This is a genomic window from Pseudomonas asplenii, assembly GCF_900105475.1.
In the GTDB taxonomy this organism is placed as follows: Bacteria; Pseudomonadota; Gammaproteobacteria; order Pseudomonadales; family Pseudomonadaceae; genus Aquipseudomonas; species Aquipseudomonas asplenii.
The window spans coordinates 2,855,028-2,867,684 of sequence record NZ_LT629777.1 but is presented as its reverse complement, the minus strand read 5'-3'; the positions used below and the strand labels follow the sequence as shown (position 1 = coordinate 2,867,684).

The window sequence follows — 12,657 nt, the reverse complement described above, 5'->3', positions numbered from 1 at the left end:
TTTTTTTGTCCGTGAAACGGCGGCTTACAGCTTGCCGGCGTTCTCGGTCAGGTAGGCAGCAACGCCTTCTGGCGAAGCGTTCATCCCCTTGTCGCCTTTTTTCCAGTTGGCAGGGCAGACTTCGCCGTGCTCTTCGTGGAATTGCAGCGCGTCGACCAGGCGGATCAGCTCTTCCATGTTACGGCCCAGTGGCAGGTCGTTGATGATCTGCGAACGGACAACGCCCTTGTCGTCGATCAGGAACGCGCCACGGAAAGCCACGCCGCCTTCGGATTCGACATCGTAAGCCTTGGCGATTTCGTGCTTCATGTCGGCCGCCATGGTGTACTTGACCTTGCCGATGCCGCCATCGTTGATGGCGGTGTTGCGCCAGGCGTTGTGGGTGAAGTGCGAGTCGATGGAAACGGCAATCACTTCAACGTTACGCGCCTTGAAGTCGTCCATGCGGTGGTCCAGGGCGATCAGCTCGGACGGGCAGACGAAGGTGAAGTCCAGCGGGTAGAAGAACACCAGGCCGTATTTGCCCTTGATGGCCGAGGACAGGGTGAAGCTGTCGACGATTTCGCCATTGCCCAGTACAGCCGGCACGGTGAAGTCGGGGGCTTGTTTGCCTACGAGTACGCTCATTGGATATCTCCTGGTGTTTTACGGGTGTAATAACGTTCAGAACGAGGTCAGTGCAGCATGCCCCCTCAAGGCGACAAGCCTGTGACGCAACCTCGTGTCCCTTGAACCGACCATCATACACCGCGTTTTTTGACCTTCCTAAACGGTTTTTGCAACGACGAGCCGATACCGTTCATCCGCCATTCGTCAGACCGTGCCCGCAGCGATGGAAAGTCAACCCAAACCACTTTGACAATCATTCTCGTTAACATTAAGATCAAGGCCAATCGAGTTCTAACCAGCGACGGTTCTCATCTTATGTATGTCTGCCTCTGCACTGGCGTCACCGACGGACAAATCCGCGATGCAATCCTCGAAGGCTGCTGCAGCTATCGTGAAGTCCGTCAGGCTACCGGCGTTGCCAGCCAATGCGGTAAATGTGCCTGCCTGGCCAAGCAGGTGGTACGCGAAACATTGACCGAACTGCAAAGCAGTCAGGCTGCCCTGCCTTACGCAGTAGAATTTTCAGCGGCGTAAAACAGCGAATTTTAAAGAGCCGGACTCAGTGTCCGGTTTTTTTATGCCTGCAATTCAATCGCTTACATACAAAATGCGGAATACAAACATTCTTATTCCGATTAATTTTCATATATTATTCAATAACTTAGGTTTGACACTCGAAGTTGTCGGGATCAAACTCCGCCCATAGACAGCGATTACAGGGCAGGCCCCATCATGAAAGGCGACAAATCAGTCATCCAGCATCTCAACAAGATCCTTGCCAATGAGCTGATCGCGATCAACCAATACTTCCTGCATGCACGCATGTATGAAGACTGGGGCCTGAACAAGCTGGGCAAACTCGAGTACCGCGAGTCCATCCACGCGATGAAGGACGCGGACAAGCTGATCAAGCGCATCCTGTTCCTGGAAGGCCTGCCGAATGTGCAGGACCTGGGCAAGCTGCATATCGGCGAAAATACCAGGGAAATGCTTGAGTGCGACCTGAAGATCGAAAGAACCAGCCACAAGGATCTGAAGGAAGCCATTGCCCATTGCGAAAAGGCCGGTGACTTTGGCAGCCGCGAGTTGCTGGAAGATATTCTCGAGTCCGAAGAAGAACATATCGACTGGCTGGAAACCCAATCGGGCCTGATCGACAAGGTTGGCATCGAAAACTATCTGCAATCGCAGATGGGCGACGAATAACCGTCTCCCACTAAAAAGCCCCGCCCTCTTGTCGAGAGGCGGGGCTTTTTTATGCGCCCGCTGCCGGAGGGGAAGCGGGCGTCGAATGCGCAGATCAGGCTTCGGTCTTGGCCGCAGCTTTCTGGGCAGCGTCCTTGACCAGGGTCTGCAGCTCACCATTGGCGAACATCTCAGCCATGATGTCGCTGCCGCCGACCAGTTCACCGGCAACCCACAGTTGCGGGAAAGTCGGCCAGTTGGCGTATTTGGGCAGGTTGGCGCGAATTTCCGGGTTCTGCAGGATGTCGACGTAGGCGAACTTCTCGCCACAGCCCATCACAGCTTGAGCAGCTTTCGCAGAGAAGCCGCACTGCGGGGCATTCGGCGAGCCTTTCATGTAAAGCAGAATGGTGTTGTTGGCAATCTGCTCTTTAATCGTTTCGATGATATCCATGGAACACCTCGGCTAAAACTTTCCGACTCGGTTGTCGGCACGGTGAGGCATTGTATCGGAAAGCCGGGCACGCTGCTCGGTCTCCCCGTTGATAATCGCAGGAGCAGGCTGCCGGCAGCGGTTCGCGGGCAAGCCACGCGGCCGCCCAGTGCGCGTGTCGCGTGTGAGAGCCTCAGGCCGCCACCACCCGTACCGGCACCCCGTTCAACGCCGCATTGCCCGAGACCCGGTCCACCTGGCGCTCATCGGTCAGGTCGTTGGCACTGGAGCCCGGCTGGCCGCTGGCGATTTCCATCCGTACCCCAGGCCTTGCATGTCCCCAACCATGGGGCAGGCTCACCACTCCCGGCATCATCTCCAGGCTGGCAAGCACCTCGACTTCGATCGCGCCCACTCGCGAACTGACTCGCACCCGCTGCCCGTCATCCAGCCCACGGCTGGCCAGGTCGTCGGGATGCATCAACAGTTGATGACGCGGCTTGCCCTTCACCAGGCGATGGTAGTTGTGCATCCAGGAATTGTTGCTGCGCACATGCCGGCGACCGATCATCACCAACTCCCCCGCCTGCGGCAGTCGTTGCGCGGCAAAACGCTCGAGGTCAGCGAGAATTTCCCTCGGTGCGGCCTGGATACGCTGGCCGGGTGTCTTCAGTCGCTTGCCGAGATTGGGCGCGAGCGCCCCGAGATCGAGACCATGAGGATGCTCCGCCAGCTTCTGCACCGACAGCTTGTGCTCGGACGCATCGCCATAGCGCCCCAGACGCAAGCCCATGTCGATCATCTGCGCTGGCGGCATCGTCGGTTTCAACTCCTTGCCGGTCTGGGCCGCAAATGCCCGGGCCAGGCCGACAAAGATCTCCCAGTCATGCAGGGCCCCCTCCGGCTTGGCCAGGATCGCCCGATTGAAGCGGGTGACATTACGCACCGCGAACAGGTTGAAGGTCGTGTCGTAGTGATCGTTTTCCAGCGCCGAGGTCGACGGCAGGATCAGGTCGGCGTAGCGGGTCGTCTCGTTGATATACAGGTCGATGCTGACCATGAACTCCAGACCGTCGAGCGCCTGCTCCAACTGGCGCCCGTTGGGTGTCGACAACACCGGGTTGCCCGCCACCGTGACCAGCGCCCTGACCTGCCCCTCTCCGGCATTGAGCATTTCCTCGGCCAGTGCCGATACAGGCAACTCGCCGCCGTATTCCGGCAGACCGGAGATCCGGCTCTGCCAGCGATTGAAATGCCCACCGCCCGTGGATGCCACCAGATCCAGCGCCGGCTCGGTGCACAGTGCGCCACCGACCCGATCCAGATTGCCGGTCACCAGGTTGAGCAATTGCACCAACCAATGGCAGAGCGTGCCGAACGCCTGGGTGGAAACCCCCATCCGGCCATAACAGACCGCCTTGTCCGCCGCCGCGAAGTCCCGCGCCAGCTGGCGGATCTGTTCAGCGGGAATGGCGCACAGCGGGCTCATGGACTCGGCCGTGAACCCCGCCACCGCCGTCCGGACTTCGTCCAGGCCGTCCACCGGCAAGTGACTTGCACGGGTAAGGCCCTCCTCGAACAGCGTGTTGAGCAGGCCAAAGAGCAATGCCGCATCCCCACCCGGGCGCACGAACAGGTGCTGGTCGGCCATGGCTGCAGTTTCGCTACGCCGTGGATCGACCACCACCAGCTTGCCACCACGCGCCTGGATCGCCTTGAGGCGTTTCTCGACGTCGGGCACGGTCATGATGCTGCCATTGGACGCCAGCGGGTTGCCGCCCAGGATCAGCATGAAGTCGGTGTGATCGATATCGGGAATCGGCAACAGCAGCCCGTGACCGTACATCAGGTAACTGCTCAGGTGCTGCGGCAACTGGTCGACCGAGGTCGCGGAAAAGCGGTTGCGAGTCTTCAGTAGCCCAAGGAAATAGTTGCTGTGGGTCATCAGCCCGTAGTTATGCACGCTGGGGTTGCCCTGGTAGATCGCCACGGCATTCTGCCCATGCCGCTGCTGGATCGCCGCCAGCCGCTCGGCCACCAGCGCAAAGGCCTCTTCCCAGCCGATCGGCTGCCATTGCTCGCCGACCCGCCGCATGGGCTGGCGCAGGCGATCGGGATCGTTCTGGATATCCTGCAGGGCCACCGCCTTGGGGCAAATGTGACCGCGGCTGAAACTGTCCTGGGCATCGCCCTTGATCGAGGTGATCTGTACCCGATCTTGCGTGGCGGTGGTTTCGATGGTCAGGCCGCAAATGGCCTCGCACAGATGGCAGGCACGGTGATGAAGAGTCTTGGTCATGGCCAGTCTCTGTCTTGTTCTAGGCAGCCCGGACAGGCTGCGGAGAGAGAACTATGGCCCGTGGCAGAGAGCCCCGCCAGCGACGTTCGTCTTGTGAATCGAGGGTTATCAGGCGAGCCGATGACGACCGCGAAGATCAGGCCAGCGGGAGTCTTGGGGCCGCTTTCATCTGGATTTCCTGAACAGTCTGGACCTGTTCATGGGAAACCTGGACACCGGTCAGTTCACCGATCAACCGCCAATGCTCATCGAGGCCGGAACTGATGGTCGCCATGCGATCGATCATGCGTCGCCCCGATGACCGTGTGACCTCGTCGTCGCTGCGCAACAATTCGAAAGACATTGCGGTCACAGAGGCGGTCATGTGCGTCAGCGCCTGTGCAGTCAGCTTTAGCAATTCCATGAGCTGTTGCTCTTTCGATTCCATTCCAAAGCCTCTGTATGTCTGCAATGACACATTTATAAACTAGCCACATAGTTTAGGAAATGTTTCCACTTTTGCACGGCACCACCAGCATGCCGACAAAAAACCCGACAGCCCATTCGGAAAACGACCCGCAGCCGCCTGCCGCCGCCCGGTGAATTGCCAAAGGCGGTCGCGCCAGTGTACAACTGGCACAGTGCAATTATCGGTACAGGCTTGGAAAACTGTAGCAAAAAGTGCGGAAATCTCATTCGCATCGTCGCTCCGGTACGTCGAAACGAAGCCTGCTATTGGTATCACGCGACATTTTCTTATACGATCGCGTCTCCCCCTATTTCGTCGCCCCGTGCGGCTTACGCCGCAGGTCTCACCCGTTTTTCCGAAAAACCCGGTTTTGAGCATCTGCGGTCTGTTGCAAAAAGGTAGTCAATGATGAGCGCAAGGAACTTTCTCTCCCTGATGGATTGCACGCCCGCAGAACTGACCGGGCTGATTCGTCGAGGCATCGAGCTGAAGAACCTGCGTGACCGAAGCGTGCTGTTCGAGCCACTCAAGGGCCGGATTCTCGGCATGATCTTCGAGAAATCCTCCACGCGCACCCGCGTGTCGTTCGAAGCCGGCATGATCCAGCTGGGCGGCCAGGCGATTTTCCTGTCGCCGCGCGATACCCAACTGGGCCGTGGCGAGCCGATCGGTGATAGCGCCATCGTCCTGTCGAGCATGCTCGACGTGGTCATGCTGCGTACGTTCAAACACAGCACCCTGACCGAGTTTGCCGCCAACTCCCGGGTACCGGTGATCAACGGCCTGTCCGATGAACTGCACCCGTGCCAGTTGCTCGCGGACATGCAGACGTTCCTCGAACATCGCGGTTCGATCCAGGGCAAGACCGTGACCTGGATCGGCGACGGCAACAACATGTGCAACAGCTATATCGAGGCAGCCATCCAGTTCGACTTCCAACTGCGCGTCAGTTGCCCGGAAGGCTACGACCCTAGCCCGGCGCTGCTGGCCCAGGCGGGCGAGCGGGTACGCCTGGTCCGAGACCCACGGGAAGCGGTACGCGGCGCCCACCTGGTGAGTACCGATGTCTGGACCTCCATGGGCCAGGAAGAGGAAACCGCCAAGCGCCTGGAGCTGTTCGCGCCCCTGCAGGTCACCCGTGAACTGCTCGACCTGGCCGCTCCGGACGTCGTGTTCATGCATTGCCTGCCCGCCCACCGTGGCGAGGAAATCAGCCTCGACCTGCTCGACGACAAGCGCTCGGTCGCCTGGGACCAGGCCGAGAACCGCCTGCATGCGCAAAAGGCCCTGCTGGAGTTCCTGGTGAAGCCGGCGTACCGCCCGGCATGAGCCATTCGCTCCTGCTGAACCTGCACGACCTGGCTTGCGGTTATCAGGACCAACGGGTGGTGCGCAATCTCAACCTGCACCTCAATGCCGGTGATATCGGTTGCCTGCTGGGGCCGTCGGGTTGCGGCAAGACCACCACCCTGCGGGCCATCGCCGGGTTCGAGCCGGTCCATGAGGGCGAGATCCAACTGGCCGGCGAAATCATCTCCAGGGCCGGGTTCACTCTGGCCCCGGAGAAACGTCGGATCGGCATGGTGTTCCAGGACTACGCACTGTTTCCCCACCTGAGCGTCACGCAGAACATCGCCTTCGGCATTCGCCAGCACCCGCAACAGGGGCGTATCACCGACGAATTGCTGGAACTGGTGAACCTCAAGGGCCTCGGCCAGCGTTATCCCCATGAACTGTCCGGTGGTCAGCAGCAACGCGTGGCCCTGGCTCGGGCCCTGGCGCCGGAGCCGCAATTGCTGCTGCTCGACGAACCCTTCTCCAATCTCGACGGCGAATTGCGGCGCAAGCTCAGCCATGAGGTCCGTGACATTCTCAAGCTGCGTGGCACCAGCGCGATTCTGGTCACCCATGATCAGGAAGAAGCCTTCGCGGTCAGCGATCATGTCGGCGTCTTCAGGGAGGGCCGGCTGGAGCAGTGGGACACGCCTTACAACCTCTATCACGAACCGGCGACGCCGTTTGTCGCCAGCTTCATCGGCCAGGGCTATTTCATTCGTGGTCAATTGAGCACGCCCGAATCGGTACAGACCGAGCTGGGTGTGCTGCGTGGCAATCGTGCCTATGCCTGGGCGAAGGGCAGTTCGGTCGATGTACTGCTGCGCCCGGACGATATCGTCCCCGCACCGGACAGTCCGCTGAGGGCGCGGGTCACCAGCAAGACCTTCCTCGGTGCCGCAACGCTTTATCGCCTGCAATTGCCCAGTGGCAGCCCGTTGGAGTCGATCTTCCCCAGCCATGCCGATCACCAGCCAGGTGAGGAAGTCGGAATTCGCGTGGCAGCCGAGCACCTGGTGTTGTTCCAGGCGTAGGCCAGATCAGGGCTCTTCGCGACACCATCGGGTTGCGAAAAGCCCCTGCAGGCACAACGCCAGGCTATCGGCTCAATCCAACAACAGCCGCCCGCTGGCCACCAGGGTTGCCTGGCCACCGATCTTCACCCGGTCGCCTTCCAGCCGGCAGAACAACTCCCCGCCCCGCGATGAACACTGATAAGCGGTCAACCCGGTTTTCCCCAGGCGCTGCGCCCAGTAGGGAATCAGTGCGCAATGGGTCGAGCCGGTCACCGGGTCCTCGTTGATGCCGATAGCCGGGGCAAAATAGCGTGAAACAAAATCATGCCGCTCACCCGGTGCAGTGACAATCACCCCCGGCCAGGGCAACTTCGCCACAGCCGCCCAATCGGGCGTGCAGGCGCGTACCGCCTGTTCCGATGCCAACACCACGAACAGTTCGTTGGCCCCGCGCACCTCGAGCACCCGCGTGCCCAGCGCACGCTCGACTTCCAGCGTCACGTCCATCTCGCTCGGCACGCGCGCCGGAAAGTCCAGCCACAACCGATCAGCCTCCCGGCTGACGCTCAACGCACCGGACTTGCAGACGAAATCGATCGTGTCCACCTGCTCGCCATACACCTCGAACAACACGAAAGCACTGGCCAAGGTGGCATGACCGCAGAGCGCAACTTCGGTGATGGGGGTGAACCAACGGATATGCCAGCCAGCGCCCTCGCGGACCAGAAACGCGGTTTCCGCCAGATTGTGCTCGGCGGCGATCTGCTGCATCTGCTCATCGGCCAGCCAGGCGTCGAGCCGGTACACCATCGCCGGATTACCGCTGAAAGGTCGCTCGCTGAAAGCATCGACCTGGTGAAATTCAAGCTGCATGACGTCCTCTCTCCTTAGTCCAAGTCAGCCAGTGTGCTCGCGCCGACGTGTGGACTCCCAGTGACAGAACCGCTGAATTTGCACCATACAGACCACTCAGGCCCGGCCGATGTCCGCGAACGTCGCCTGGGTATGCTCGGCCAGTACCGCCGGGGCCAGTTCCACCTCCAGACCACGGCGCCCGGCGCTGACAAAAATCGTCGCGAAGGGTTGGGCACTCTGGTCGATAAACGTGCGCAGGCGCTTCTTCTGCCCCAGTGGACTGATGCCCCCCAGCAGATAGCCAGTCGCCCGCTGCGCGGCGGCCGGATCGGCCATTTCGACTTTCTTCACTCCGGCGGCGTGGGCCAGGGCCTTGAGATCCAAACTTCCGACGACCGGTACCACTGCAACCAGCAACTCGGCCTTTTCACTGCTCGCCAACAATGTCTTGAACACCTGCGCCGGCGCGAGCCCCAATTTTTCCGCGGCCTCCAGGCCATAGGAAGCCGCTTTCGGATCATGTTCGTAACTGTGTACACGATGTTCGGCACGAACTTTTTTCAGCAGATCCAAAGCAGGCGTCATGGTCACTCCTGGCAGGCGGGAAGGTATGCGCGAATTCTAGGTCATCACAGGGAAAAAGGCTCTAGGACCGACAAGAAAGCGTATACGTCAAGGCCGGAAACACGTTAACGAAAACGTCTGGAAGGCACAGATCCCACAGACAAACCCCCGCCATTCACTCAATCAATACTCAGAATGTGGATGACAGTTCACTTTCGACCTTTGACAGCAGTGTTTCTTGTCTATATTTTTTCGAATCTGAAGATCATAGTCCTACTCCAGCAACACCCAGCGGTAAATCGACTTCAGGGATGGGGATCCCCGACAGTCGATGCAAGGCCACGCCAACCATCGGGTCTGGCGTCACACAACAACAAAAATCGAGGTGTCCAATGACTACCGCTCTGAAACAACCATCGCTCTCGGGACAATGCATCGCCGAGTTTCTCGGCACCGCGCTACTGATTTTCTTCGGTACGGGCTGCGTTGCCGCGCTCAAGGTCGCGGGCGCCAGTTTTGGTCTGTGGGAAATCAGCATCATCTGGGGCATGGGTGTGAGCATGGCGATCTACGTGACCGCCGGCGTCTCCGGCGCCCACCTCAATCCAGCCGTCAGCATTGCCTTGTGCCTGTTCGCCGACTTCGAAAAACGCAAACTGCCGTTCTACATTCTCGCCCAGGTCGCCGGTGCCTTCTGCGCCGCCGCGTTGGTTTACACGCTCTACAGCAATCTTTTCTTCGATTTCGAACAGGCGCACCACATGGTACGCGGTTCACAGGCCAGTCTGGAACTGGCCTCGGTGTTCTCTACCTACCCGAATGCTGCACTGACTACCGCCCAGGCGTTCCTGGTCGAAGTGGTGATCACCGCGATTCTGATGGGCGTGATCATGTCCCTGACCGACGACAACAATGGCCTGCCCAACGGCCCGCTGGCGCCGCTGCTGATTGGCCTGCTGATCGCCGTCATCGGTAGCGCGATGGGCCCGCTGACCGGCTTCGCGATGAATCCGGCACGGGATTTCGGTCCCAAGCTGATGACTTTCTTCGCTGGCTGGGGTGAAGTTGCCTTTACCGGCGGACGCGACATTCCGTACTTCCTGGTTCCGATTTTTGCACCGATCCTCGGTGCCAGCCTCGGCGCCGCGCTGTATCGCGGGATGATTGCCCGCCATCTGCCCAGCGCCACCGTCGTAGAGGAAGAACCCAAGGCCGCTGCCAAGAAGGTCCAGGCTTCCTGAGTCACTGCAACACGCAAGGCCCGGCGGGGCACACCTCTCCTGAGATCCCTCGCCGCCCATTTATTTCTACTTCAGTCCAAGGCAATCGAAAATGACCGACATTCAGAATAAGAACTACATCATTGCCCTTGATCAGGGTACGACCAGCTCCCGGGCGATCATCTTCGACCGCGATGCCAACGTGGTCTGCACCGCCCAACGCGAATTCCAGCAACACTATCCACAAGCCGGCTGGGTCGAACATGATCCGATGGAAATCTTCGCCACCCAGAGCGCGGTAATGGTCGAGGCTCTGGCACAAGCCGGCCTGCATCATGACCAGGTTGCGGCCATCGGCATCACCAACCAGCGTGAAACCACCGTCGTCTGGGACAAGACCACCGGCCGCCCCATCTACAATGCCATCGTCTGGCAATGCCGCCGCAGCACCGAGATCTGCCAGCAGCTCAAGCGCGACGGACACGAAGACTACATCCGCGAAACCACCGGCCTGGTCACCGACCCGTACTTCTCCGGCACCAAGCTCAAGTGGATCCTCGACAACGTCGAAGGCAGCCGCGAGCGTGCCCGCAATGGCGAGCTGCTGTTCGGCACCGTCGACAGCTGGCTGATCTGGAAATTCACCGGCGGCAAAACCCACGTCACCGACTACACCAACGCCTCGCGCACCCTGCTCTTCAACATCCACTCCCTGGATTGGGATTCGAAGATGCTGGAAATCCTCGACATTCCTCGGGAGATGCTGCCTGAAGTGAAGTCGTCCTCGGAAATCTATGGTCGCACCAAGAGCGGGATCGCCATCGGCGGCATCGCCGGCGACCAGCAGGCCGCGCTGTTCGGCCAGATGTGCGTGGAGCCGGGCCAGGCCAAGAACACCTACGGTACCGGCTGTTTCCTGCTGATGAACACCGGCACCAAGGCCGTGAAATCCAAGCACGGCATGCTCACCACCATCGCTTGCGGTCCACGTGGCGAAGTCGCCTACGCACTGGAAGGTGCGGTGTTCAACGGCGGTTCCACCGTCCAATGGCTGCGTGACGAACTGAAAATCGTCAACGACGCCCACGACACCGAATACTTCGCCAACAAGGTCAAGGACAGCAACGGCGTCTACCTGGTGCCAGCCTTCACCGGCCTGGGCGCACCGTACTGGGACCCCTATGCCCGTGGCGCGCTGTTCGGTCTGACCCGCGGCGTGAAAGCGGACCACATCATCCGTGCCGCGCTGGAATCGATCGCCTACCAGACCCGCGACGTGCTGGACGCCATGCAGAACGACGCTGGCGAGCGTCTCAAGGCTCTGCGCGTGGATGGCGGTGCGGTCGCCAACAACTTCCTGATGCAGTTCCAGGCCGACATCCTCGGCACCCAGGTCGAGCGCCCGCAAATGCGCGAGACCACGGCTCTTGGCGCCGCCTACCTGGCGGGCCTGGCTTGTGGTTTCTGGGGCAGCCTGGAAGAGCTGCGCGGCAAGGCAGTGATCGAGCGCGAGTTCGAGCCGCAACTGGCCGAAGCCGAAAAGGAAAAGCTCTACAGTGGCTGGAAAAAAGCCGTGAGCCGCACCCGCGATTGGGAACCGCACGAAGGCAACAGCTAATAAGCGGCGCTTGAGCAGGGCTTGGGGCCCTATTCGCGGGCAAGCCCTGCTCCTACAGAGCCGGTGTCGTACATCAACCTTGCGTACGACACACATCCTGTAGGAGCAGGGCTTGCCCGCGAAGGGGCCCTCAAGCCTGCCCCACCCAGCCGAACCGTCTCCAGTCACTCACCTCAAGCGACCGGCACCGGCCCGGTTTACGACCTGAGAATCGTTTCAGCGGTCCTGCAAGTGGCAGACAGGTTGTTCCTGCGGCATCATGGTGGAATTTGTACGGCAGCCCAAAGGACGCCCCATGAATCTGCCTCCCCGCCAGCAGCAAATCCTCGAACTGGTCCGCGAACGCGGCTATGTCAGCATCGAGGAAATGGCCCAGTTATTCGTCGTGACACCGCAAACCATCCGCCGCGATATCAACCAGTTGGCGGACTCCAATCTGCTGCGACGCTACCATGGCGGCGCGGCCTATGACTCCAGCGTGGAAAACACTGCCTACGCCATGCGTGCCGACCAGATGCGCGACGAAAAGCAGCGTATCGCCGAATCCATCGCCCAGCAGATCCCCGATCACGCCTCGCTGTTCATCAATATCGGCACCACCACCGAATCGATCGCCCGCGCCCTGCTCAATCACAACCATCTGAAAATCATCACCAACAATCTGCACGTGGCCTCGATCCTCAGCGCCAAGGACGATTTCGAAGTGCAACTGGCCGGCGGCAATGTCCGCCGCGACGGCGGCGTGGTGGGCCAGGCGAGTGTCGACTTCATCAATCAGTTCAAGGTCGACTTCGCCCTGGTGGGCATCAGCGGCATCGACGAAGACGGCAGCCTGCTGGATTTCGATTATCAGGAAGTGCGGGTTTCCCAGGCGATCATCGCCAATGCCCGCCAGGTGATCCTCGCTGCCGATTCAAGCAAGTTCGGGCGCAACGCCATGGTACGCCTGGGGCCGATCACCCTGATCGACTGCCTGGTGACCGACCAGGCGCCGGTGCCCGCCCTGGCGCAACTGCTCAACCAGCACAAGATCCGCCTCGAAGTGGTCTGAGCCGACACTTCGGGGCCTTGTGGC

The 12,657-nt window shown here is 60.3% G+C and carries 13 protein-coding genes; 7 read left to right on the top strand and 6 right to left on the bottom strand.

What is annotated here, in order from left to right; all coding sequences use genetic code 11:
• Window positions 1–24: 24 nt before the first annotated feature.
• Entirely contained in the window at window positions 25–627 is a 603-nt protein-coding gene (locus BLU37_RS13080; protein WP_010445039.1) for a peroxiredoxin, read from the bottom strand.
• 297 nt (window positions 628–924) lie between these two features.
• Here BLU37_RS13080 and BLU37_RS13075 point away from each other — a divergent pair, with 297 nt between their 5' ends.
• Both BLU37_RS13075 and bfr read left to right on the top strand, forming a co-directional pair.
• Window positions 925–1,143 (top strand): bacterioferritin-associated ferredoxin, encoded by a 219-nt coding sequence (locus BLU37_RS13075; protein WP_090205466.1) that lies wholly within the window; start codon window positions 925–927, stop codon window positions 1,141–1,143.
• A 198-nt stretch (window positions 1,144–1,341) separates the two neighbouring features.
• The gene (gene bfr, locus BLU37_RS13070) at window positions 1,342–1,815 is read left to right on the top strand and encodes a bacterioferritin (protein ID WP_010445041.1); all 474 of its coding nucleotides are present in this window, start codon (window positions 1,342–1,344) and stop codon (window positions 1,813–1,815) included.
• A gap of 94 nt (window positions 1,816–1,909) precedes the next feature.
• Here the strand turns inward: bfr and grxD are convergent, their stop codons facing one another.
• The 3 genes from grxD to BLU37_RS13055 form a co-directional block, all read right to left on the bottom strand.
• The gene (grxD, locus tag BLU37_RS13065; RefSeq protein ID WP_010445042.1) at window positions 1,910–2,248 is read right to left on the bottom strand and encodes a Grx4 family monothiol glutaredoxin; all 339 of its coding nucleotides are present in this window, start codon (window positions 2,246–2,248) and stop codon (window positions 1,910–1,912) included.
• Between the two features lie 172 nt (window positions 2,249–2,420).
• Entirely contained in the window at window positions 2,421–4,526 is a 2,106-nt protein-coding gene (locus tag BLU37_RS13060) for a molybdopterin oxidoreductase family protein (protein WP_090205463.1), read from the bottom strand.
• A gap of 136 nt (window positions 4,527–4,662) precedes the next feature.
• A complete protein-coding gene (locus BLU37_RS13055) occupies window positions 4,663–4,953 on the bottom strand; it encodes a hypothetical protein (protein WP_010445044.1) in 291 nt (96 codons plus the stop codon).
• 429 nt (window positions 4,954–5,382) lie between these two features.
• Between BLU37_RS13055 and argF the strand changes: the two genes are divergently transcribed.
• Together argF and BLU37_RS13045 are read left to right on the top strand one after the other, a co-directional pair.
• Window positions 5,383–6,303: an ornithine carbamoyltransferase gene (gene argF / locus BLU37_RS13050; RefSeq protein ID WP_026007843.1), complete on the top strand. Its 921-nt coding sequence runs from the start codon at window positions 5,383–5,385 to the stop codon at window positions 6,301–6,303.
• Window positions 6,300–7,343, top strand: a complete 1,044-nt coding sequence (locus BLU37_RS13045) for an ABC transporter ATP-binding protein (protein WP_090205460.1) — start codon at window positions 6,300–6,302, stop codon at window positions 7,341–7,343. The genes argF and BLU37_RS13045 overlap by 4 nt, the downstream gene beginning before the upstream one ends.
• 72 nt (window positions 7,344–7,415) lie before the next feature.
• Here the strand turns inward: BLU37_RS13045 and BLU37_RS13040 are convergent, their stop codons facing one another.
• Both BLU37_RS13040 and ybaK read right to left on the bottom strand, forming a co-directional pair.
• Window positions 7,416–8,198: a PhzF family phenazine biosynthesis protein gene (locus BLU37_RS13040; RefSeq protein ID WP_090205457.1), complete on the bottom strand. Its 783-nt coding sequence runs from the start codon at window positions 8,196–8,198 to the stop codon at window positions 7,416–7,418.
• A 96-nt stretch (window positions 8,199–8,294) separates the two neighbouring features.
• A complete protein-coding gene (ybaK, locus tag BLU37_RS13035) occupies window positions 8,295–8,765 on the bottom strand; it encodes a Cys-tRNA(Pro) deacylase (protein WP_090205454.1) in 471 nt (156 codons plus the stop codon).
• 371 nt (window positions 8,766–9,136) lie between these two features.
• On the opposite strand from ybaK, the gene BLU37_RS13030 reads away from it, so the two are divergent.
• From BLU37_RS13030 to BLU37_RS13020, 3 genes are all read left to right on the top strand, one after another.
• Entirely contained in the window at window positions 9,137–9,985 is an 849-nt protein-coding gene (locus BLU37_RS13030) for an MIP/aquaporin family protein (RefSeq protein ID WP_090205451.1), read from the top strand.
• 91 nt (window positions 9,986–10,076) lie between these two features.
• On the top strand, window positions 10,077–11,582 hold the full coding sequence (glpK, locus tag BLU37_RS13025; protein WP_090205448.1) for a glycerol kinase GlpK: 1,506 nt from the start codon (window positions 10,077–10,079) through the stop codon (window positions 11,580–11,582).
• A 295-nt stretch (window positions 11,583–11,877) separates the two neighbouring features.
• Window positions 11,878–12,633: a DeoR/GlpR family transcriptional regulator gene (locus BLU37_RS13020; RefSeq protein WP_090205447.1), complete on the top strand. Its 756-nt coding sequence runs from the start codon at window positions 11,878–11,880 to the stop codon at window positions 12,631–12,633.
• The last annotated feature ends 24 nt before the right edge of the window (window positions 12,634–12,657 follow it).